Annotated in this window: 18 protein-coding genes; 8 read left to right on the top strand and 10 right to left on the bottom strand. The window is 66.5% G+C overall.

All coding sequences use genetic code 11. The annotated features are described in order from the left end of the window. Positions 1–27 precede the first annotated feature (27 nt). On the top strand, positions 28–1,245 hold the full coding sequence (sbcD, locus tag CGX12_RS06435; RefSeq protein ID WP_094039070.1) for an exonuclease subunit SbcD: 1,218 nt from the start codon (positions 28–30) through the stop codon (positions 1,243–1,245). Beyond that, positions 1,242–4,631: an AAA family ATPase gene (locus CGX12_RS06430; protein WP_094039069.1), complete on the top strand. Its 3,390-nt coding sequence runs from the start codon at positions 1,242–1,244 to the stop codon at positions 4,629–4,631. Before sbcD ends, CGX12_RS06430 begins: the two co-directional genes overlap by 4 nt. Here the strand turns inward: CGX12_RS06430 and CGX12_RS06425 are convergent. From CGX12_RS06425 to dctP, 5 genes are all read right to left on the bottom strand, one after another. Beyond that, positions 4,628–5,899, bottom strand: a complete 1,272-nt coding sequence (locus CGX12_RS06425) for a D-amino acid dehydrogenase (RefSeq protein WP_094039068.1) — start codon at positions 5,897–5,899, stop codon at positions 4,628–4,630. The two genes, CGX12_RS06430 and CGX12_RS06425, sit on opposite strands and share 4 nt — an antisense overlap. A gap of 13 nt (positions 5,900–5,912) precedes the next feature. After that, entirely contained in the window at positions 5,913–6,665 is a 753-nt protein-coding gene (locus CGX12_RS06420; protein WP_094039067.1) for a gamma-glutamyl-gamma-aminobutyrate hydrolase family protein, read from the bottom strand. 92 nt (positions 6,666–6,757) lie between these two features. Next, on the bottom strand, positions 6,758–8,077 hold the full coding sequence (locus CGX12_RS06415; protein ID WP_094039066.1) for a TRAP transporter large permease: 1,320 nt from the start codon (positions 8,075–8,077) through the stop codon (positions 6,758–6,760). Beyond that, the gene (locus CGX12_RS06410) at positions 8,077–8,640 is read right to left on the bottom strand and encodes a TRAP transporter small permease (protein ID WP_094039065.1); all 564 of its coding nucleotides are present in this window, start codon (positions 8,638–8,640) and stop codon (positions 8,077–8,079) included. Before CGX12_RS06410 ends, CGX12_RS06415 begins: the two co-directional genes overlap by 1 nt. A 157-nt stretch (positions 8,641–8,797) precedes the next feature. After that, positions 8,798–9,814 carry a TRAP transporter substrate-binding protein DctP gene (gene dctP, locus CGX12_RS06405; protein ID WP_094039064.1) on the bottom strand — a complete coding sequence of 339 codons (1,017 nt, stop codon included), beginning with the start codon at positions 9,812–9,814 and terminating at the stop codon, positions 8,798–8,800. A gap of 405 nt (positions 9,815–10,219) precedes the next feature. Here dctP and CGX12_RS06395 point away from each other — a divergent pair, with 405 nt between their 5' ends. Next, positions 10,220–11,020 (top strand): helix-turn-helix domain-containing protein, encoded by an 801-nt coding sequence (locus CGX12_RS06395; protein ID WP_142995585.1) that lies wholly within the window; start codon positions 10,220–10,222, stop codon positions 11,018–11,020. 73 nt (positions 11,021–11,093) lie between these two features. On the opposite strand, the gene CGX12_RS06390 is transcribed toward CGX12_RS06395, so the two are convergent. Both CGX12_RS06390 and CGX12_RS06385 read right to left on the bottom strand, forming a co-directional pair. Then, positions 11,094–12,557 (bottom strand): DUF3360 family protein, encoded by a 1,464-nt coding sequence (locus CGX12_RS06390; RefSeq protein WP_232513344.1) that lies wholly within the window; start codon positions 12,555–12,557, stop codon positions 11,094–11,096. A gap of 149 nt (positions 12,558–12,706) precedes the next feature. Further along, positions 12,707–13,609 (bottom strand): LysR family transcriptional regulator, encoded by a 903-nt coding sequence (locus CGX12_RS06385; RefSeq protein WP_094039060.1) that lies wholly within the window; start codon positions 13,607–13,609, stop codon positions 12,707–12,709. Positions 13,610–13,767: 158 nt separating this feature from the next. On the opposite strand from CGX12_RS06385, the gene CGX12_RS06380 reads away from it, so the two are divergent. From CGX12_RS06380 to CGX12_RS06360, 5 genes are all read left to right on the top strand, one after another. Continuing rightward, complete coding sequence (locus CGX12_RS06380) at positions 13,768–13,974, top strand: hypothetical protein (RefSeq protein ID WP_094039059.1); 207 nt, start codon at positions 13,768–13,770, stop codon at positions 13,972–13,974. Continuing rightward, on the top strand, positions 13,967–15,430 hold the full coding sequence (locus CGX12_RS06375) for a sodium:solute symporter family protein (protein WP_094039058.1): 1,464 nt from the start codon (positions 13,967–13,969) through the stop codon (positions 15,428–15,430). Before CGX12_RS06380 ends, CGX12_RS06375 begins: the two co-directional genes overlap by 8 nt. A 9-nt stretch (positions 15,431–15,439) precedes the next feature. After that, positions 15,440–16,708, top strand: a complete 1,269-nt coding sequence (locus tag CGX12_RS06370) for an amidohydrolase (RefSeq protein ID WP_094039057.1) — start codon at positions 15,440–15,442, stop codon at positions 16,706–16,708. Between the two features lie 152 nt (positions 16,709–16,860). Next, entirely contained in the window at positions 16,861–18,036 is a 1,176-nt protein-coding gene (locus CGX12_RS06365) for an amidohydrolase (protein WP_094039056.1), read from the top strand. Positions 18,037–18,091: 55 nt separating this feature from the next. Beyond that, complete coding sequence (locus tag CGX12_RS06360) at positions 18,092–19,603, top strand: AbgT family transporter (RefSeq protein ID WP_094039055.1); 1,512 nt, start codon at positions 18,092–18,094, stop codon at positions 19,601–19,603. Here CGX12_RS06360 and CGX12_RS06355 read toward each other — a convergent pair whose 3' ends face one another. The 3 genes from CGX12_RS06355 to CGX12_RS06345 form a co-directional block, all read right to left on the bottom strand. Then, complete coding sequence (locus CGX12_RS06355) at positions 19,604–20,545, bottom strand: LysR family transcriptional regulator (RefSeq protein WP_094039054.1); 942 nt, start codon at positions 20,543–20,545, stop codon at positions 19,604–19,606. Between the two features lie 80 nt (positions 20,546–20,625). Next, a complete protein-coding gene (locus CGX12_RS06350; RefSeq protein ID WP_094039053.1) occupies positions 20,626–20,835 on the bottom strand; it encodes a tautomerase family protein in 210 nt (69 codons plus the stop codon). After that, positions 20,766–21,505 (bottom strand): YbfB/YjiJ family MFS transporter (locus CGX12_RS06345; RefSeq protein ID WP_142995584.1); only part of this gene is annotated, 740 nt, incomplete at its 5' end. The genes CGX12_RS06350 and CGX12_RS06345, both read right to left, overlap by 70 nt.

Raw genomic sequence — 21,505 nt, 5'->3', positions numbered from 1 at the left:
GTTACCACAAGAATCACAAGAGCCGCCATGCGCATACTGCACACCTCCGACTGGCACCTGGGCCAGCATTTTCTGGGCAAGAACCGTTATGACGAACACCGGGCCTTCCTGAGCTGGCTGGTGGAGCAGGTCGAAGGGCACGGGGTCGATGCGGTCATCCTGGCCGGCGACGTGTTCGACACCGGCACGCCGCCGAGCTATGCGCGCGAGCTGTACAACCAGTTTGTGGTCGAGCTGCAGCGAACCGGCGCCCATCTGGTGGTATTGGGCGGCAATCACGACTCGGTGGCCATGCTCAACGAGTCCCGGGAACTGCTCGGCTGCCTGAACGTGTCGGTGATCGCCGGGGTGCTGGCCGAGCCGGAACGGCAACTGCTGACCCTGCACCGGCGAAACGGTGAGCCCGGCGCCCTGCTGTGCGCCGTGCCCTTTATCCGCAGCCGGGAGGTGCTGGAAAGCCAGGCCGGCCAGAGCGGCCGGGACAAGCAGCAGGCCCTGCAGCAGGCCATCGCCGACCACTACCGGACCCTGTTCGAGCTGGCCGAAGGGCGGCGCGCGCAACTGGCTGCGGCCCTGCCCATCCTCGCCACCGGCCACCTCGCCACCGTGGGGGCCAGCAGCAGCGACTCGGTGCGGGAGATCTACATCGGCACCCTGGAGGCGTTTCCCGCCGCCGCCTTTCCCGCCGCCGACTATATCGCCCTGGGTCATATCCACCGGCCCCAGAAGGTGGCCGGACTGGAGCACGTTCGCTACTGCGGCTCGCCCATTCCCCTCAGTTTCGACGAAGTTGGCCAGCAGAAGGAGGTACTGCTGGCGGAGTTCGCCGGAGGGGGCCTGGAACGGGTGACCCCGCTGCCGGTACCCCTGTTCCAGCCGCTGGCCCGGATTGGCGGCAACCTGCAGGAACTGGGCGCAGCCATGGCCGATGTGGCGGCTAACGGCAGCGAAAACCGGCCAGTCTGGCTGGAGGTGACGGTCACCGGCGACGACTACCTGAGCGATCTGCAGCCCCGGGTGCAGGCCCTGGCCGAGGGGCTGGCGCTGGAGGTGCTGCTGGTGCGCCGGGGGCGGCGGGAGCAGGCCGCGGCCCTGGTGGCCGAGCAGCGCGAGACCCTGAGCGAGCTGACGCCGGAGCAGGTGTTTGCGCGGCGGCTGGCGGCGGAGACCCTGGCGGAGGCGGATCTGGCCGCGCTGAACGGGCTGCATGCCGAGGTGCTGGCGGCGCTGGGGGAGGAGGCATGAAAATCCTGACCCTCAGGCTGAAGAACCTGAATTCCCTCAAGGGCGAATGGAAAATCGACTTTACCCGGGAACCCTTCCTGGACAGCGGCCTGTTCGCCATCACCGGGCCCACCGGGGCCGGCAAGACCACCCTGCTGGACGCCATCTGCCTGGCGCTTTATCACCAGACACCGCGGATGAAGGTGATCTCCGCCGGCGGCAACGAGCTGATGACCCGCCATACCGCCGACTGCCTGGCGGAGGTGGAATTCGAGGTGAAAGGAGAAGGCTACCGCGCCTTCTGGAGCCAGCGCCGGGCCCGGGACAAGAGCGACGGCAAGCTGCAGGCGCCCAGGGTGGAGCTGGCGAAGCGGAGCGGCGAGATCCTGACCGACAAGATCAACGACAAGTTGAAACTCACCGAGCAACTGACCGGGCTCGACTTCGGCCGCTTCACCAAGTCCATGCTGCTGGCCCAGGGTGGCTTCGCCGCCTTTTTGCACGCGGACGCCAACGAGCGGGCGGAACTGCTGGAGGAGCTGACCGGCACCGACATCTACGCGCGCATTTCCCAGCGGGTGTTCGAGCAGACCCGGGAGCACAGGGCCGCCCTGGCGCAACAGGAGGCCAGGGCCCAGGGCGTGGCGCTGCTGAGCGAGGAGGAACGGCAGAGCATCGAGCAGGAGCGGGCCGGGACAGGCACCGAGCTGGCCGGGCAGCAAGAGGGGTTGCGGCAAACCCGGGCCGAGCTGCAGCGCCGCCGCCAGTGGGATCACTGCGAGCAACAGCGGGTTGCCGCCCGCCGGGAGCAGCAACAGGCCCTGGCCGCCCTGAACGACGCGGCTGACGAACAACAGCGGCTGCGGCAGAGCGAGCCGGCCGCCCGCTTGTATCCGCAATGGCAACAGCTGCAACAGCACCAGGCGCGGCTCGGCACCCTGGCGGCCCAGCTGGAGCGGCGCGAGGCCGGGCTGGCCACCCTGACGGCTGAGCGCCGCCGGCACAGCTGGCAGGGACTGTCGTTCAGCCACCAGCACCATCAGGCCTTGCAGGCCCGGGACGCCGAACTGGAGCGGCAACAGCAAGGGCTGGCCGAGGCCATGGCCGCCAACGCCGCCGGTGAACGCTTGGGCGAGCAGCTGGCGGGCTGGTGCGCCAGTGTGGAGCAGCTCGACCGGCTGCAGCAGCAGGCTCACAAGGCGCGGCTGCGGCAGCAGCAGCAGGGCGATGAACAACAGCGGCTTGAGCATGACCGGCAAGTGCTGGCACAGCAACAGCAGCAGGCGCAGCAGGCCGAGCAACAGGCGGAAGCACAATACCGGCAACAACAGCAGGCACTGGCCAATATTCTGGGCGCGCTCACCGAGCCGGAGCTGAAGGCGCGCCTTCAGCAATTGCGCGGGCAGCAGCCAGACTGGCTGACCCTGCAGCAAAGTGTCGACCGGCTGCGGGAGCTGCAGCACGAGCGGCAACAGGAGCAGCAAAAGCAGGCCCGGATGGAGCCGGAATGGCGACAGGGCGAGCAGCAACTGGAACAGGCCCGTGAGCAGTACCGCGTGCTCCAGGAGCAGGTGAAGGACAAAACCCGCTTGCTGGAGCAGGAAAAGCTGATCCGCTCCCTGGAACAACACCGGGCGCAGTTGCAGCCCGGCGAAGCCTGCCCGCTGTGTGGCAGCGAGTCTCATCCGGCCATCGAGGCGTATCGGAACCTGGATGGCAGCACGGCAACCGAATTGCAGCAAAAGAGCGCCGAGCTGGAAAAGATGGAGCAGCAGGGCCAGAGACTGAGCGCTCTGCAGGCGGAGCGCAAGGCGGTGCTGGAGCAGATCAGGCTGCGGCTGCAGCAGCTGGACAGGGCCATGGCGGAGCACGGCGCGCGGCAAGCCGCGCTGCTGCTGGCCCTGGCTCTGGATGCGGATCACTGGCCAGCACAACTTGACGAGCGCCGGCAACAGCTGGCGCGGCTCGAGCAGCAGGCCGAACAGCTGGATGCGGCCAAAACCGTCCTGAACCGCGGGGAGCAGGCCAAACAGGCCGCCACTGCCCAGGCCGACAGGCTTAAACACCGGCAACAGTTGCTGGAGCAGCAGCAGCAAACCCTGCTGCGGGCACAGCAGCAGCTGAACGAAGAATGCCGGGCCATTGAGCAGCAGCGGAAGGAGCTGGAGCAACGGCTGACCGCCAGCGTCGGTCAAAAGCCCGCAAGCTGGCAGGACTGGTTGCAGCAGACCGAGCAGCAATGGCAGCACTGGCGGCAGCAGCAGGCCGCCGTCACCCGCTTGAAAGAGGAGCGCCAGCAGTTGGCCGTCAGCCTGAGCGAGGCGGGCAGCCTGTTCCTGCGCTGGCAGCAGCGCTGGCAGGCGCTGGGGCTGCCCGATGGCGAGCCGGTCACGGCGGCAGATCCGCTGGCCGCGGCCCAGGAAGCGGAAACACGGCTGGCTAGCCTGAATGACGAACTGCAGCGCCAGGGGGCCATTCAGGAGCAGGAGCAACAGCAACTGGCGGTGTTGCAACGGGAGCTGAGCGACGCACAGGCAAGCTGGCAGCAGGCTCTGGCCGCCAGTCCCTTCGCCGACGAGGCCGCCTTTATCGCCGCCCGGCTGGAGGAGGACGAGCGCCAGCAGTTGCAGGCGCGGCTGCAGGCCCTGCAACAGGCGCGGGCGCTGGCCGCGGATCGGCTGGCCCAGGCCGAGCAGGCCTGGCAGCAACTGGGGCCGCAGCCACCGGCGCCGCTGGCGGAGCTGGAGGCCCGGGAGCGGCGACAGCAGGACGCCGTCAACCTGCTGCAGCAGCAGTTGGGCCGGCTCGACGGCCGGCTGGAGCACGACGCCGCCCAGCGCCGGCAGCAGCAGGCCCTGCTGGACGAGATCGAGCGGGGACGCCGGCAGCTGCATCACTGGGAGCAACTCAACAGTCTGATCGGCTCCGCCGACGGGGCCCGCTACCGTCGCTTCGCCCAGGGGCTGACCCTGGAGCACCTGGTGCACCTGGCCAACCGCCGGCTGGCGCGGCTGCACGGCCGCTACCGGCTGGCCCGCAAGGACGGCGGCGAGCTGGAGCTGGCGGTGATCGACGGCTGGCAGGCGGACGCGGCCCGGGATACCCAGACCCTGTCCGGCGGCGAGAGCTTCCTGGTCAGCCTGGCGCTGGCGCTGGCGCTGTCGGATCTGGTCAGCAGCAAGACCCGCATCGACTCCCTCTTCCTCGACGAGGGCTTCGGCACCCTGGACGCCGAGACCCTGGAGGTGGCCCTGGACGCCCTCGACGCCCTCAACGCCAGCGGCAAGATGATCGGCATCATCAGCCATATCGAGGCGCTGAAGGAGCGGGTGCCGGTGCAGATCCGGCTGAGCAAGAGCCAGGGCCTGGGCCTGAGCCGGCTGGCACCGGAATTCGCGGTGAGCTAGCCGCCCAGGCCGTGGTCGGCCGGGCGCAGCCCGCTGTCGTCGATGGGAGCGGGGTCGCCGCCGATCCGGGCCGCCAGCAGCGAGGCCGAGCCCATGGCCAGGGTCCAGCCCAGCATGCCGTGGCCCAGGTTAAGGTAGAGGTTGTCGGCCCCGGCCCGGCCGATGATGGGGGCGCTGCTGGGGGTGACCGGGCGGAAACCGGTCCAGCGGTCGAGCAGGCGATCGTAGTCGCCGGCCTCGGGGAAGCGTTGCCGGCAGACCCGCAGCAGGTGAGCGATGCGATCCTGGTCCAGCGTCCGATCGTCACCGACGATATCGGCGCAGCCGGCCACCCGCAGCCGGTCGCCGACGCGGGCGAACACCACCTTGTTGTCCACGTCGGTGATGCACACCGCCGGGGCCCGCTCGGTGGCGGGCACCGTGATGCTGTAGCCCTTGATCGGATAGATGGGAATATGCAGGCCGATGCCGCGGGCCAGCGCCAGGCTGTCGGGGCCGGTGGCGAGCAGGTAGGCGTCGGCGGTGATACTGCCCTGGCTGGTGTCCAGCCCGGTGATGCGGTTCCCCTCTTTGTGCAGGCGGTGAACCCGGCAGTGATAATGCGCTTCGAACCCTGGCTGTTGGCGCAGCCGGTCCAGCAGGGCGAGGGCGAACCGGTGGCAGTCGCCCACCTCGTCGAGGGGGGAATGGACCCCGCCGGCCATGGGGACGGCCAGCTGGGCCAGACCGGGTTCGAGCGCCAGGCACTGCCGCCAGTCCAGCACCCGCTGCGGGCAGCCCCACTCTCCTTTCTGCCGGACCCGGGCGGCGGCCTGCTCCAGATCCTGGCGGCTGCCGTAGAGGTGCAGCTTGCCCGAAGGCCGGTGATCGAACCCGAGTTCACACTCTTCCATTAGCTCATGCAGCCTGTCCCGCGAATGCAGGGCGAGCCGCAGTATATTGCGGGTATTGCGCTCTTCCCGGCTCGCCCGGGCGTGCAGCAGGAAGCGGCCGCCCCAGCGCAGCAGTTGTCCGTCCGCCGACATCCGTACCCGGAAGGCGGGATCCCGGCCCAGCAATATCCGGGGCATCTTGGCCACCAGGCCCGGCGAGGCCATGGCGTCGGTATAGGAGTAGCTCAACTGGGCCCCGTTGGCGAAACTGGTGCCGAGGGCGGGCCCCTCGTCCGCGTCCAGCAGCATCACCCGATAGCCGGCACGGGCGAGCAGGTAGGCGGAGGTGACGCCGATGATGCCGGCGCCGATGATCGCGATGGACTCTGTCTTCATGGTACACCTCGTCCTAGTTGGCCAGGGGAAGGGCGGCCGCGTGCCGGCGGTACTGGGTCGCCGCCGCGACCAGCGCCTCGAACAGCCGGCGCTCCCCCTGGTTGATCAGGTATTCGGGGTGCCACTGAAAGCCCAGGCAGAAGTGCTGGCCGGGAATTTCGATCGCCTCGACGATGCCGTCGTCGGCGACGGCGCTGACGATGATGTCCGGCGGCAGATCCCGCACCGCCTGATGATGCACGCTGTTCACCTCCAGCGACTCCTGCCGGAACAGCTGGAACAGCCGGGTGCCGGGGGTGAGGTGCACCCGGTGTCCGGCCAGGTGGTGGGGCGGGGGTTGCATATGGTTCAGGCTGTCCTTCACTTCGCTGGGAATATCCTGGATCAGTTTGGCACCCTTGAGTACCGCCAACAGCTGCATGCCGCCGCAGATGCCGATCAGGGGAAGGTCGCGGGCCAGCGCCCCTTCGATCAGCTTGCGCTCGAACCGGGTGCGCCCTGCCTTGGTCACCAGCTCTCCCTGGCGCAGGGTTTCTCCGTAGAGTTCGGGCGGGATGTCATACATGCCGCCGCTGATCACCAGGCCGTCGACCAGGTCGAGATAGTGCTCCGCCGCGTCCTGCTCGTGGGGCAGGGCCAGCGGCAGCCCGCCCGCCGCCGCTATGGCGGAGCAGTAGTTCTCCCGCAGCGCGTACCAGGGCTCCGGGGCATAGCCCGGGGTGTGTTCGATATCCAGTGTGATTCCGATGACCGGCATGGAAGACATGATGCGTACCTCTGTGACTGTGATGAAGGCTTCGTTAATGTTTGATCGTGCGTCGGCGGCGGTGGTTTCGTGTTCCCCGCTACCCGCGCGGGTTATCGCCCCATCGGCTGGTAGCCCAGGATCACCTCGGGCAGCAGCAGCGACAGCGACGGGATAAAGGTGGTCAGCAAGAGCACCGGCAGATAGCCGAACAGGATGAACGCCATGGTGTATCCGATCATCCTGGGCAGGGTGGTGTTGCCGATCAGCCCGGAAAAATAGAGGATGGGCGCCGTGGGCGGGGTGATCAGGCCCATCCCCAGGTTGACGCCGACAATGGCGCCGAAATGCACCGGATCCATGCCCAGGCTGACGGCAACCGGCAACAGCATGGGGGAGGCCAGCAGGACGCCGCTGATGTCGTCCAGGAACATGCCGATCAGCAGCAGGAACAGGTTGATGAGCAACAGCAGCAGTATCTTGTTGTCGCTGAGGCCCAGAATGAACTCCATCACGGTCTGCGGTACGTTGCCCATGGTCCAGACCCGCGCCAGCATCGACGAAAAGAACACCAGTATCATCAATACCGCCGCTATCTGGCCGGTCTTCCAGGCCACGTCGGCAAGGGAGCGGAAGCTCAGCCCCCGGTAGATGAACACGGCGACGGGAATGGCGTAGATCACGGCAATGGCGGCGGCTTCGGTGGGGGTGGTGATGCCGCCGTAGATGCAGCCCAGAATGACGATGGGCATGGCCAGCCCGAAGGCGGCGCGCTTGGTCTTGAGCCAGACATCGGTGCCCGTATCCCGCAGCGAACGGCGAGGGGGCTCGACCACCGCCATGTTCCGGGTCAGCACCAGGTTCAGCAGGGTGAAGCTGCCGATCAGCAGCAGGGCCGGCAGCACCGGGGCCAGGAACATGGCGGTGATCGAGGTGTTGGTCACCCAGCCATAGAGGATCATCGAGGAGCTGGGCGGGATCAGCAACGCCAGCACGGAAGAGGCCGCCACCAGGGTGGTGGCGTAGCCCCGGTCATAACCGCGCTCGACCATCTTGGGGATCATGATGGATCCGATGGAGGCGACCGCCGCGGTGGACATGCCGGAGATGGCGCCAAAGATGGCGGTGGAAAACACCACCACTATGCCGAGCCCGCCCTTGACCCGGGCGATCAGGCTTTCGGCCAGATCGATCAGGCGGCCGGCGATGCCGCCCTGGGTCATCAACCCGCCGGCGAAGATATAGAGCGGAATGGCCAGCAGGATCAGCGATGACAGCTTGGTAAAGCCCGACGACACCAGGAAGTTGGCGTTGTGAAAGTCACCCGTCGCAAACAGGAACAGGGCGGCGGCCGCAAAGCACAGGGGAGCGGGCACACCCAGCAGCAGCAGGCCGACGAGGATGATGGCATCAAGCAGAATGTCGATATTCATCAGGATCTTCCTTCCGCCTTGCGGGCGGTGTCGTTATCGTCGATGTCCGCCAGGGAATGATAAGGGCGGCCCGCGACCAGGCAGTGGAGCCTGCCGACCAGCTCGATAAGGGTGTAGAAAAACATGAGCCCCGCTCCCGCCAGCATGGCGGCATGCACGTAGTAGAGCGGTATTCTCAGCTCCGGCGACTTGGGCACCCGGGCCAGGCTCCACTGGAAATAGCCGAGGCAAAGCCAGCAGACCCAGCCGATGATGGCCAGTGAAATCAGCGAGACCAGGGCCTGGAGGGTCGCCTTCGCCGCCGGGGAGGACAGGGCGATGTCCATGACGCCGGCCGAGATATGGTTGCCGCGATAAACACCGTAACCGGAGCCGATGAAATAGAGCCAGACCGCCAGGTAGACCGCGATCTCTTCCACCCCATAGAGGGGCAGATCCAGAAAATAGCGAATAAATACCTGAATAAAGATCAGGACGGAAAAGGCGATGGTGGTCAGTCCCATCACCAGGCGCTGCAGCCACAACAGCTTGTTATGCAGCAGGGATAAAACGGTCGTGTCCATGACGATCCCCTGTGTCGGGGCCCTTCCGGCCGCCGAAGGACGGGGAAGGGCAGGAAGGGCGGGTCTTATGCCAAAGTGGGCATGACGGTGGTGCCGGCGGGGATGGCCCCACTCGGGTGGGGCCCTGTCACCGGATGCCGGCCACTGGCCGGAGGGACTACCTGATGCCCAGGCTGAGCTTCAGGCGGGCCATGTTGATAGCGCCTATTTCATCCTCTATCTTTGGCCAGACATCGGCACGCACCACCCGGGCCACGGACTCGAGTTCGGACTTGTCCAGCTCCACCACCTCAATCCCCTTGTCGCGCATCTGCTGCAGGAATTTCTCGTGCTCCTGCTCGGCCGTGGCGAAGCGCTCGGCGGACAGCTCGGTGGCGGCCCGGCGGATGGCCTGCTGCTGCTCCCGGGAGAGGCTGTCGAAACGGCCCTTGTTCACCGCCAGGAAAGACACCTCGAAGTGGTCGTTGTTCTGCACCCACATCTTGGCGATGTCGGCGAAGTTGTTCATGACCAGCTCGGGCGTCGCCCCGATGGCGCCATCCACCACCCCGGTCTGCATGGCGGTATAAAGATCCGACCAGGGGATGGGGGCGGTCTGATAGCCCAGGCGCTTGAGCAGCTCCTGGTGGGTGGTGCCACCCGGCCAGACCCGGATCTTGAGGCCCTGGCTGGCGTTCGGATCCCGGGGGGCGGGCGCCGGCCTGGTATAGACGATGCCGCCCATGCCTGAGACAAAGGCGCCCAGTATCTTGATGTCCTGCTCGGCCAGGGCCTCGTTGATGATTTCATGGACGACGCCGCCTTCCGAGAAGGCATCCCGGCCGGATTCGAAGTCGAGGGCCGCGTAGGGGAACCATTGCAGGGCGAGCACTTCGTTGAAGCTGTTGGACAAAGGCTGCAGGGCGAGATCGATGGTGCCTTCCATCACCTGTTCGTGCACCTCGACCCAGTCGCCGAGCTGGCTGGAGGGATAGACCTTGATGTCGATGCTGTCCTGGCTGTACTGCCTGACCCGCGCCGAGAAGGCATTGGCGAACGCCACCACGGTGGAGGTGGGGGGCTCGATCGCCGACAGCCGCAGGGTCTCGGCGGAGAGGGCGGTAAGGGGGCTCAGCGCCAGGGCGCTGGCCAGGGCGACAGCGGAAAAGGTGGGGATGCGATGCAAGAGTTTCATGGCCGACTTCCTTGTGGTTGGGACGGAGGAGATGGCGCCCCGCAGGCGCCTCCTGGGTATTCATTAGAGCAGGGGCCGCCGTCGGCGAGCAGTTCGCAGCCGGCACAGCCCGGCGCACTTGGTGCGTCATCCCTGGCGCAATCTGTGCGCCCGGTCGGAAAGGTGCCAACCGGGGCCTTCCGTAAATGGCATGGGAGCCGTCCCGGTGGCACAATTGGCCACAGCCATGGCCGCCCGGCCGGGCGGCCAAGTCCTTGGAGAGACGACGATGATCAGGGGAAAGCGAAGAAGGAAGCCGGCTGCGGCCGCACCTTTCGGGAGCAGAATGCAGGCCGGGAAGCAAGGTGATGGCTTCCGGGGCGGGAGGAAAAGCATGATGTGCCTGGAAGGCAGGGAGTGAGCCGGGTGGATTTTACGGACAACCTGAAGCTGCTCTGCGGCCACTACCCGTCGATGGCCCAGGTATGCCAGAAAATGGGCATCAACCGGACCCAGTTCAACAAGTACCTGAGCGGCAAGGTGCATCCCTCCAAGGCGAACCTGCGCCTGATCTGCGACTTTTTCGGGGTGGAGGAGTTCGAGATCCTGATGCCCCATGAGCAGTTCACCAAGCAGGTGATCGCGGCTCGCGCCGGGAATGCTCCCCAGGACGGCTACTCCCGGAAAATGGCCGAGCTGCGCAGTCGGTCCCGGCCGAGCCTGGAGCGCTACCTGGGCTGGTATCACGAATACTACTATTCCCTGGGCTACCCGGGACGGATTTTCCGCTCGCTGATCCAGCTCAGCACCAGCAAACAGGGCATCGCCTACACCAGGTACGAACGGCTGATCGGCGCGGGGGCGCGCGGCGAAAAAGTGACCCACTGCCGTTACCATGGCATCGCCGTCAACCTGTGCGACCGTATCTTCCTGATGGACTACGAGGCGCTGACGGAAAACGAAATCACCCAGACGGTGCTGTTCCCCTCCTACAAGAGCCAGCTCAGGCACCTGCTCGGCGTGAAAATCGGCGTGTCGTCCAAGAGCCATCGCACCCCGGCCTGTACCCGGGTGCTCTATGACTACCTGGGCGACAGCATCGATTTCAAGAAGCAGTTCAGGGTGTGCGGCCTGTACGAGGAAGCCGAGGTCGACGGCCGTATCCGGGCCGCCATCGACAACCGGCGAGCTGTAGACGAGCCGCTGTTTCTCGCCATCGGCGAGTAGGGCCTTTGCGGCGGCGAATCAAAAAAACCGGGGCTGGGCCCCGGTTGGAAACGTGAACTTCACTTGAGGTCTTTCAGGAGATCTTCATCAGCGCCGGTATGCCGGGCAGCATGCCCACCATGGCCATGATCACCAGCAGCACCGCGAAGGTGATGCCGGGGATCACCCAGCGGTCCATCAGGCGCAGCTTCTTGCCGCGCTCCTTGTCACCGATAAGTCCCAGGTTGTCGAGCAGCATGGTCATGGACCAGCCGAACACCGGGTTGACGAAGGCGGAGGCGAACACCACTATACCGGCGGACTGGCTGCTGGTGGTGTTGCGGGTCATCTGCATGCCGGCTTCCAGCAAAGGCATGAAGACACCGACGAGCAGCGCCACCCGCAGCACCGGATCCCACACCGCCAGATCCATGGGGTAGCCCCAGAGGGCGGCGACCACGCAGAACAGGCCGGTGAGCACGGCGCCGGCGGGGATGGGGCGCTTGGCGATGGCGGCGGGGATCATGTAGGTGCCCCAGGAGGAGGCCAGGTTGCCGCCGCCGAGCAGGCTGCCCACCGCCTGGCGTACCGAGGCCACGCCCATGGTGTCGTCCACGTTCATCAGCACCTTATCGGCCTTCTTCGGGTAGTTCAGCTCCTGGAACACCCGGTGGCCCATAAAGTCCGGCGACCACATGGCCACCGCCAGCACCGCGAAGGGGATCACGCTCACAAAGTGGTGCAGCTCGGGCCAGCCCATCTGCCAGCCGGTGCTTTCGCCCCACCAGTAGCCCGGGCTCAGGTGGGGGATGCCCGGCTCGGTCACGAACTCGAAGGGCGCACCCAGGACGATGGCGATCAGGAAGGCCAGGCCGGAGCCGAGCGGGATCGACAGCCAGCGCATTTCCAGCCGGGCCAGCAGGGCGTACATGATGATGGTGGCGAGGATCACCGCAAAGGCGATATGGCCCATGTCGATGCCCGTGGCCCAGGCGTTGAGCGCCTTGATCTGGCTGAGCAGGCCCATGGCGCCCAGGTAGATCAGCAGGCCGCCGCGCACCCCGTCGCTGGTAAGCGCCATCAGCTTGCTGCCGCCCTTGCTGATGCTGAGCAGCAGGCCGAACAGGCCCACCATCAGCCCCAATGCCAGGGGGTGACCGCCGGAGGCGACGATCAGCGGGATCAGCGGGATCATGGGGCCGTGGGTGCCGGCCAGGTTGGCGTTGGGGTTGATCAGCCCCGAGAACAGGATCACGAACAGCAGGGCGGCGATCAGCATCTCGAAGCGGACGTTTTCCACCACGAAGTCGTTGCCGAGCCCGAGCGGGCCGGCAAAGGCGGCCACCACGGCGGCCACCATCACTATCTTGCCGATGGTCGCGGCCAGGGCCGGCACCAGATCTTCCAGTTCGAAGCTGTAGTCGCGAAACGGCAGGTTGATGCGCCAGCGGCGGGGGGCCATGATCGACAGCTCGTGCTCCAGGTAGGCGGCGCGGCTGTCGAACTCGCGCCGGGGCTTGCGCAAATCGCGGTAACGGGGGGATTGGGCCTCTGACACGGGACTCTCCTTGATGATGCTCATCACTATGGTGTCATGTTGGCGCCCATGGTATGGCCTGTTACCGCTTTGTGCCATGCGACCTAAGTCTTAACAAAATGCCATTTCGTGAAATATTTCTTTAACAGTGAACGGGCTTGCCCAGGCCCTCAGCCGTCGGCGGGGGCAGGGCTGCCCTGCACGATATGGATGAAATTCTGCAGGGCCGGGGAGTGGTTGTGGCGGTTCCAGGCGAAGTGGATCGACATGTCGCACTCCCGCAGCTCGGCCATGTCGATAAAGTGCACCCCGGGCGGCGAGCTCCAGCGGCAGTCGCCGGGCACGATGGAAATGCCCAGGCCGGCGGCGACCAGGCTGAGGATGGTGATGTTGTCGGCCCCCTGCTGCACCACCCGGGGCACCAGGCCGAGCCGGGTGAAGTAGGCGCTCAGCCGATCGTAATAGAGGGGGGAGGTATGGCGGGGGCCCCAGACGAAGTCGAACTCGTTCAGCGCCCGCACCCGGGCGGGCGGCGAGGCCACCAGCGGGGAGCCGGCGGGCACCGCCAGCACCAGGTGATCCCGGTGGAACAGATGGCTCTGCAGGAAGTCGGGAACCCTGTCCTCCAGATACAGGAAACCCGCGTCTATGCTGCCCTCCTTCAGCCTCTCGCCCTGGGGCCCCGAGAGCAGCGGATAGACCTCCAGCGCCACCTGGGGGTAGTCGTCCCGGAAGCGGGCCAGCAGCCGCCGGATATCCGGCACCCACAGGTGGGACACCGTCACCCCCAGGGTGACCTTGCCGGTTAGACCCTGGCCCAGGGCGCGGATGCGCGCCATCACCTGCTCCCGGTTTTCCAGCATCTTGCCGGCTTCTTCGTAGAGCGCCTGGCCGGCCACGGTCAGCGTCATGCCCCGGGTATGGCGCTCGAACAGGCTGACCTGCAGTTTTTCTTCCAGGGCGTGGATCTGGCGGGTCAGGGCTGGCTGGGCGATGTGCACCCGGCGGCTGGCCGCCGACAGGGAGCCTTCCTCCACCACGGCGACGAAATAATGCAACTGGCGAAAATCCATCTCAACGTTCCGGTGGTTTCACACCGGTCTCCATACCTTAATGGCATTGCGGGTATAGATATTTACTATTTTTTATATTGCTGTAACAAGTCCTATCTTGATCATTAACACTTGCCCTGTCGGCGAGTCGAGGAAAGCCATTGCGAAGGAGATGCTTTATGAATACCAACCGCTGGATAGGGCTGCACTTTGTGCTCTGCACCCTGGCCATGATCTGGCCCGGGGCCCTGATCGCCAACCGGGTGGAGCCCATGATACTGGGCCTGCCGTTCCTGTTCTTCTGGTACATCCTGTGGATGTTCCTGCTGTTCGCCGGCCTGCTGGCGGCCTTTATCAAGCAGTATGGAGGCCAGCGCCATGTCTGACGCCGTCATCGTTACCGGCATTACCCTGTCCTACCTGCTGCTGGTGCTGTGGGTGGGGGTGCGCGCCCGCGGCAAGGGCACCGGCTCCAGCTCCAGCCTGGAGCAGTACGTGGCCGGCGGCCGACATGTGGGGGTGCTGATCCTGTTCTTTATCCTGGGGGCGGAAATCTTCTCCGCCTTCGCCTTTCTCGGCACCCCGGGCTGGGCCTACAAACACGGTGCCCCCGCCCTCTACATCCTGGCTTACCTGAGTCTTATCCCCATCATCATCTGGGTGATGGGGCCGCGGGTGCGCGAGCTGGGCAAGGCCCACGGCTACCTGACCCAGGCCGACCTGATCGCCCATCACTATCGCAGCCCGGGCCTGGGCGCCTTCGCCGGCAGCATCAGCGTGGTGGCGCTGATCCCCTACCTGGCCATCCAGATCGCCGGCGCCGGCCTGCTGTTCCAGGCGGCCACCGGCGGCCTGGTGCCCTTCTGGCTGGGGGCGCTGCTCGCCTTCCTGGTGGTGGCGGCCTATGTGTACTGCAGCGGCCTGGGCGGCATCGGCTGGACCAACCTGCTGCAGGGGGTGATGATGGTGGCCATCGCCTGGTTCCTCGGCTGGGCGGTGACCGACCGCCTGTTCGGCGGCGTGGGTCCCATGTTCGAGCAGATCCAGCTGCAGATGCCCGAGTACCTGGTGATGCCGGGCGCCACCGGGGTCATGGGCTGGGGCGCCTTCAGCACCGCCATACTGGTCAGCGCCTTCGGCGGCGCCATGTGGCCGCACCTGTTCATGAAGTTCTACACCGCCGAAAACGACCGTACCCTGCGCCAGGTGGCCGTGTTCTACCCGCTGTTCGCCTACCTGCTGGTGCCCCTGCTGCTGATCGGCTTCGCCGGCATCCTGGTGTTCGCCGATCAGCCCCTGGCCCGGCCCGACGAGGTGCTGCTCAAGCTGGTGATGGACGTGGCCGGCTTCTCGCCCTGGGTGACCGGCATCATGCTGTCCGGCGCCCTGGCGGCGGCCATGTCCACCGGTGCCAACCTGGCCCATACCGCCGCCACCATAGCGGTGCGCGACATCCTCTGCATCTCGGTGATGCGCAAGGCGTCCGAACGGGCCGTGGTGCGGGCCATCCAGCTGGGGGTGCTGGTGGTGTCGCTGCTCGGCTACCTGTTCGCGCTCTACAACCCGGCGTCGCTGGTGGCGGTGCTGCTGGGCGCCTTCGGCATCATAGTGCAGCTGATGCCCATGGTGGTCGGCGCCCTCTTCCTGCCCGCCCTCACCAAACAGGCGGTGATCGCCGGCACCCTGCTGGGCAGCGGCCTGACCCTGCTGTACCAGTTCTACCTGCCGTCGCCGCTGCAGTTCCATCCCGGCTTCTGGGGCTTTTTGCTCAACCTGCTGGTGGTGGCCCTGTGGCAATGGCTGTTCAACAACAAGACCGACGCCGTGGCGTCCAAGGTATAAGGAAACCCCATGCAGATACATGAGCTGATCAAGGGCGCCCTGGCCCGTGTCTACGACGATATCGACCACCTCTACCAGGACCTGCACCGGCATCCGGAGCTGCCGTTCGAAGAGGTCGAGACCAGTCGCAAGCTGGCCGCCCGGCTGGACGCCATCGGCTATGAGGTGACCACCGGCCTCGGCAAGACCGGGGTGGTGGGCCTGCTGCAAAACGGCGAGGGGCCCTGCGTGATGCTGCGCGGCGACATGGACGCCCTGCCCATCCGCGAGCAGACCGGGCTCGATTACGCCAGCTGCCGCCACGGCGGGGAGGGGCCGGCGGTGATGCACGCCTGCGGCCACGACCTGCACGCCAGCTGCCTGACCGGCGCCGCCGCCGTGCTCCATGCCCTGCGCGAGCACTGGCGGGGCACCCTGATGGTGGTGCACCAGCCGGCGGAGGAGGTGTTCGGCGGTGCCCGCGCCATGCTCAGGGACGGCCTCTACGAGCGCATCGCCCGGCCCGACGTCATCTTGGGCCAGCACAACATGCCGGCGCTGGCCGGCATGGTGGGCCACATCGCCGGCCGGGCCATGGCCGCGGCCACCACCCTGGGGGTGACCATCCACGGCAACGGCGGCCACGGCTCCATGCCGGCCCAGGCGGTGGACCCGGTGGTGATCGCCGCCCACGCCGTGGTACGGCTGCAGACCATCGTCTCCCGGGAAGTGGAGCCCAGCGAGCAGGTGGTGGTGACGGTGGGCAAGCTGCAGGCGGGCACCCAGGGCAACATCATCCCCCACAGCGCCGAGCTGGAGATCAACGTGCGCTGCTTCAGCGACACGCTGCTGCAACAGGTGCTGGATGCTATCCGGCGCATCATCGACGCCGAGTGCCTGGCGGGGCGCTCGCCGAAGCCGGCGGAATACCGGGTGCTGAGCGAAACCATCACCCTGGACAACGACGCCGCCACCGTGGAACGGCTGCGCCGGGCCCACGGCGACTACTTCGGCGAGCAACGGCTGTTCGAGATGGGCCGGCTCGGCGGCAGCGAGGATTTCCCCTACTTCGGCAACGCCGCCGCCGGCGGCTTCGAGGGCGGGAACATCCCCTACGCCTACTGGTTTATCGGCGCCGCCACCGCCGAGAGCTGGGCCGGCACCCGCGGCGAGCGGGTCTATGATCGCATGCGCCAGCTGCCCATGCCCCACTCGCCCTACTATGCGCCCGACCGCCAGCCGTCCCTGGAAACCGGCATCGCCGCCCTGGTCACCGGCGCCCTGGCGTTTCTGGGCTAATCAACGAAGAGGTGGCCGTGGTCCCTGGCGGGACGGCGGCCCGCTTGCTTCCCCACCCATAAGCTTTGCTACTGGCGCCATTAACAAGCTGATTATTCCCCTGCCCCCGCCGGCTGTTAAGTTAGCTCCATCATGATTGAGCGGAGATAACGATGTCCTTGCTGGAAGTACTGAACCAATGGCAAGCCGAGGCCCGGGCGATCCGGCGCCGCATCCATCGGCACCCCGAGCTGGGGTTCGAGGAAAAAGCCACCCAGGCGCTGGTGGTGGAACTGCTGACCGCCTACGGCGTGGATGAAATTTGTACCGACTTCGCCGAGACCGGCGTAGTGGCGGTGATCCACGGCAAACTGGGGCCGGGGCGGCGACTCGGCCTGCGCGCCGACATGGATGCCCTGCCCATCGACGAGGAAAACACCTTCGAGCACCGCTCCGGTTGCGCCGGCAAGATGCACGCCTGCGGCCACGACGGCCATACCACCATGCTGTTGATGGCGGCCCGCTACCTGGCCCTGCACCGGGACTTCAAGGGCAGCGCCGTGCTGTTCTTCCAGCCGGCGGAGGAGGGCGTGGGTGGCGCCGAGCGGATGATCGCCGAGGGGGCCCTGGAGCGCTATCCGGTGGACGCCTGCTTCGCCCTGCACAACATGCCCGGTATCCCGGCGGGACATTTTGCCTTTCGGGAGGGGCCCATCATGGCCAGCTCGGATCGGCTGTTCATCAGGGTGCGCGGCAACAGCGGCCACGCCGGCCTGCCCCACAAGACCCGGGATCCGCTGCTGGTGGCGACCCATATCTACCAGGGTATCCAGGGGCTGGTCAGCCGCACCTTCAGCCCGCTGGAGCCGGTGGTGATCTCGGTCACCCAGATCCACGGCGGCGAGACCACCAACGCCATCGCCGACGAAGCCCATCTCAGCGGTACTTTCCGTACCCTGAGCGAGGACACCCGGCGCAATCTCATCCAGCGGCTGGAGACCCTGGTGCCCAACCTGGCCCGGGCCTTCGAGATGGAGGCCGACTTCCGCCTCGGTCCCGTCAGTCATCCGCCCACCGTCAACAGCCCGGCCGAAACCGCCCTGGCGGTGCGTGCCGCCGGTGCCGTGGCCGGTGCCGAGGGAGTGGACGGCAACACCGAGCCGCTGATGGGCAGCGAGGATTTCGCCCACTTCCTGGGCCGGGTACCGGGTTGCTACGGCTTTATCGGCAACGGCGATCATGAGCCCGGCTGCAGCCTGGGGTTGCACAACAAGAAATACGACTTCAACGATGCCATCATACCGGCGGGAGCGGCCTATTTCGTGACCCTGGTGCGGCAAATGGACTAATCCCCGGTGGGCCTCGCTCGGAGGCCCGCCCTTAACGCGAGAAAGGACTCTGTTTATGTCATCCATCCATTCCGGGGCGGCGCCCCGCCCCAGCAGCCTTATCCAGCGTATCGAGCGCATTGGCGACAAACTGCCCCATCCTTTTTACCTGTTCATCTACCTGTGCGCCGCCGTCATGGTGCTGTCGGCCCTGGTCGCGGCGGCGGGCGGCAGCGTCACCCACCCGGGCAACGGCAACGAGGTCGCGGTGCGCAGCCTGCTGAGCGGCGAAGGGCTGGTCTATATCCTCTCGTCCACGGTCGACAACTTCGTGTCCTTCAAACCGCTCGGCCTGGTGCTGTGCATGATGCTGGCGGTGGGGCTGATGCAGGAGGTCGGGCTGGCCGATGCGGCCATCAAGGCCTCGCTGCTCAACGCGCCGCGCAAATTCGTCACCGGCACCATCTTCCTGGTGGGCATCATCGGCAACCTGGCCTCGGACGCTGCCTTTATCCTGGTGCCGCCCCTGGCCGGCATCGTATTCGCGGCCACCAACCGCAACCCCATCGTCGGCATTGCCGCCGGCTTTGTGGCGGTGGCCGCCGGTTTTACCGCCAACATCTTCATCGCCGGTACCGACGTGCTGCTGTCGGGCATCTCTACCGAGGCCGCGGCCGTGGTGCGGGCGGTGGAAATCTCGCCGGCGGCCAACTGGTACTTCATGCTGGTGTCGGTGCCGCTGCTGGTAGTGGCGGGCACCCTGATCACCGACAAATACATCGAGCCGCGTTTTTCCGCCCTGCACAGCCGGGAAGGAGCCGACATGGGCCAGAGCTACAGCGTGTCCGACCGGGAGAAAACGGCGCTGAAGTGGACCCTGGCCGCCGCCGCCCTCTACCTGGGCCTCTTCCTGCTGGTGCTGCTGCCGGCCGGATCGCCCTTGCGCAACGCCGAGGGCGGACTGGTGCCGTCGCCTTTTCTGAGCGGCATCATACCGGTGATCATGGGTTTCTTTATCCTCTGCGCCGTGGTGTTCGGGGTGAAGTCGGGGGCCATCCAGCGGGCGGACGATGTCCCCGGGCTGATGGCCAGGGCGCTGAAAAGTGTGGGCGGCTACATCGTGCTGGTGTTCGTCATCGCCCAGTTTATCGCCTGGTTCAACTGGTCGAACCTGGCCATCTTCGTGGCGGTGAACGGCGCCGAGTGGCTGTCCGGGCTGCCCCTGCCCAACCTGGTGATGCTGGCGCTGTTCATGGTGCTGGCCGGGGCCATGAACCTCATTGTGTTCAGCGGCTCGGCCCAGTGGGCCATTATGGCGCCGGTGTTCATCCCGCTGTTCATGCTGCTGGGAGTGGAGCCGGCGGATACCCAGATGGCCTACCGTATCGCCGATTCCACCACCAACATCATCTCGCCCACCAATCCTTATATTCCCATGGTGCTGGCGCTGATCGCCCGCTACAACCCCGAGGTGCGCTTCGGTACCTTCCTGGCGATGATGCTGCCCTACGCCCTGCTGCTGTTCGGCATCTGGGGCGGCGCCTTCCTGCTTTACTTCCTGCTGGGGCTGCCGGTTGGCCCGCTCTGATCACCCCGCTGCTCCCGGCCGGCCCGGGAGCAGCACCTGCCCCTCTTTGACCGCCTGCCAGTCGGCCACCTGCTCCTGGATCCGCAGGCAGAATTCGTCGATCAGCGGGCGGCGGGCATCCTTGCGCAGCAGCAGCCCCACCTGGCGGTACTGGTAAGGCGAACGGATGGGCAGGAAGCGGATGCCGGGGGTGTTGTCGATGGCGGAAATGGTGGAGGACAGTATGGCCGAGCCCAGGCCGCTGGAGATCATGCCCAGCAGGGTGGAGGTGTGGGAGGCGTTGAACTCCGGATCGTAGCTGAGCCCGATGCGGTGGAAGGCCTCGTCGGCCAGGGTGCGCAGGCTGTTGCCCGGGCTCACGCCGATGCCGGCGTGCTCGTAGGCTTGCTCCCAGCTGACGGCGTCGGCCCCGGCCAGGGGATGATCGTCCCGACAGGCCAGGCAGAGGTAGTCCCGGAACAGGGGAATGAAGTCGAGGTCGGGATGATGGTCGGGAGTATTGATGCCCACATCGGCCCGGCCTTCCAGCACCGAACGGGTGATGTCGTCCACCCGCTCCTCGATCAGGCGAAAGGTAAAATCCCGGTGCTCCTGCTTCATCCGGTTCAGGGCCCTGGGCGCCAGGGAGGCGGAGAGGGTATAGAGGGAGGACACCACCAGCGACTTGTGAAAGCCGTGGCGGCGATCCCGGTTGTCCCGCAGCAGCTTGTCCAGGCGGTTGACGATAACCCTGGCCTCCCGGTACAGGGCCTCGCCGGCCGGGGTCAGGCCGAGCTCCCGCCCTTCCCGCCGCAACAGCTCGGCCTCGAGCTGTTGCTCCAGCCGTTTCAGCATCTGGCTCAGGGCCGACTGGGTCAGGTGGATCCGCTCGGCGGCCCGGGTGATATTGCGTTCTTCCACCAGGGCCAGAAAGGCCCTGAGCTGGCGATAGCTGACGTCCATCCGTGTTCCTGATGTTGATGGGTTCCATGAGGATTATATGCCAGCCGCCGGCGAAAAAGAGGCTGTCCGGATAAAGGGCGCTATTTCCCCTGCTTCCTCCGCTCGGTGATGGTGGCGCCGCCCACGCCGTAGTTGTCGGTGTCGACCTCGTCGATCACCACCACCGTGGTGCCGGGGCCGCGGCCCACCACCTGCACCAGCAGCTCGGTGACGCCGGCGATCAGTGCGGCCTTCTGCTCCCGGGTGATGGGCTCTTGTTCCCGGGTGAGCTTGATGTTGACGTAGGGCATAAGGGTTCTCCTTGGGTGGTTGACAACGGATATCGGTAGCGGCCCCAGAGCAGGGCCAGGGCGCCGAGCAGCACCGCCAGGGCGCCGCCCAGCAGGGCCTGATCGAAATGGTGCCTGTGGCCGAGGCTCAGCCCCGCCAGCACCGGGCCGATGATCTGGCCCAGGCCGAAGGCGGCGGTGAGCCCGGCCAGGGTGGCCTGGACCCGGGTCGGGGCCAGTGTTCGCCCCAGTGACAGGGTCAGGGCGGTGATGCCCATAAAGGTGCCGCCGAACAGCAGGGCGCCGAGCAGGGCTCCGGTCGGGCCCGGCCAGAGCAGGGGCAGCACTATGCCCAACGCCTGTGCCAGGTGGGCGGCGATCAGGGTGCCGGCCAGGCCCAGGCGGTTGCCCAGCCCCAGCCAGAGGCCGCAGGAGGGGATGGCCGCCAGCCCCACCAGCAGCCAGCTCAGGTGGCCGAGTCCGGCCAGCGCCGGTTGCTGGTGCAAGATGGCCACCATAAAGGTGCCGGTGATGATGTAGCCCAGCCCCTCGCAGAAATAGGCCAGCAGCAGCCAGGGCAGCAGGCCCTGCCGGAAAGGGGGGCGTCCTGCCACCGGCACGACCGGGGCGGGCGCGGAGGCGGAGGCGCCGGGCAGGCCGAACCAGGGCAGCAGTGCCAGCAGTCCGCCCA

Source organism: Zobellella denitrificans, assembly GCF_002237365.1.
Taxonomy (GTDB): domain Bacteria; phylum Pseudomonadota; class Gammaproteobacteria; order Enterobacterales; family Aeromonadaceae; genus Oceanimonas; species Oceanimonas denitrificans.
The sequence above is the reverse complement of the archived record's forward strand: the minus strand, read 5'-3'. Positions and strand labels throughout refer to the sequence as shown.

Excerpts from the sequence above, each read along its gene's own strand:
- sbcD (WP_094039070.1), top strand. The coding sequence starts at position 28 with ATGCGCATACTGCACACCTCCGACTGGCACCTGGGCCAGCATTTTCTG.
- CGX12_RS06430 (WP_094039069.1), top strand. The coding sequence starts at position 1,242 with ATGAAAATCCTGACCCTCAGGCTGAAGAACCTGAATTCCCTCAAGGGC.
- CGX12_RS06425 (WP_094039068.1), bottom strand. The coding sequence starts at position 5,899 with ATGAAGACAGAGTCCATCGCGATCATCGGCGCCGGCATCATCGGCGTC.
- CGX12_RS06420 (WP_094039067.1), bottom strand. The coding sequence starts at position 6,665 with ATGTCTTCCATGCCGGTCATCGGAATCACACTGGATATCGAACACACC.
- CGX12_RS06415 (WP_094039066.1), bottom strand. The coding sequence starts at position 8,077 with ATGAATATCGACATTCTGCTTGATGCCATCATCCTCGTCGGCCTGCTG.
- CGX12_RS06410 (WP_094039065.1), bottom strand. The coding sequence starts at position 8,640 with ATGGACACGACCGTTTTATCCCTGCTGCATAACAAGCTGTTGTGGCTG.
- dctP (WP_094039064.1), bottom strand. The coding sequence starts at position 9,814 with ATGAAACTCTTGCATCGCATCCCCACCTTTTCCGCTGTCGCCCTGGCC.
- CGX12_RS06385 (WP_094039060.1), bottom strand. The coding sequence starts at position 13,609 with ATGGATTTTCGCCAGTTGCATTATTTCGTCGCCGTGGTGGAGGAAGGC.
- CGX12_RS06380 (WP_094039059.1), top strand. The coding sequence starts at position 13,768 with ATGAATACCAACCGCTGGATAGGGCTGCACTTTGTGCTCTGCACCCTG.
- CGX12_RS06375 (WP_094039058.1), top strand. The coding sequence starts at position 13,967 with ATGTCTGACGCCGTCATCGTTACCGGCATTACCCTGTCCTACCTGCTG.
- CGX12_RS06370 (WP_094039057.1), top strand. The coding sequence starts at position 15,440 with ATGCAGATACATGAGCTGATCAAGGGCGCCCTGGCCCGTGTCTACGAC.
- CGX12_RS06365 (WP_094039056.1), top strand. The coding sequence starts at position 16,861 with ATGTCCTTGCTGGAAGTACTGAACCAATGGCAAGCCGAGGCCCGGGCG.
- CGX12_RS06360 (WP_094039055.1), top strand. The coding sequence starts at position 18,092 with ATGTCATCCATCCATTCCGGGGCGGCGCCCCGCCCCAGCAGCCTTATC.
- CGX12_RS06355 (WP_094039054.1), bottom strand. The coding sequence starts at position 20,545 with ATGGACGTCAGCTATCGCCAGCTCAGGGCCTTTCTGGCCCTGGTGGAA.
- CGX12_RS06350 (WP_094039053.1), bottom strand. The coding sequence starts at position 20,835 with ATGCCCTACGTCAACATCAAGCTCACCCGGGAACAAGAGCCCATCACC.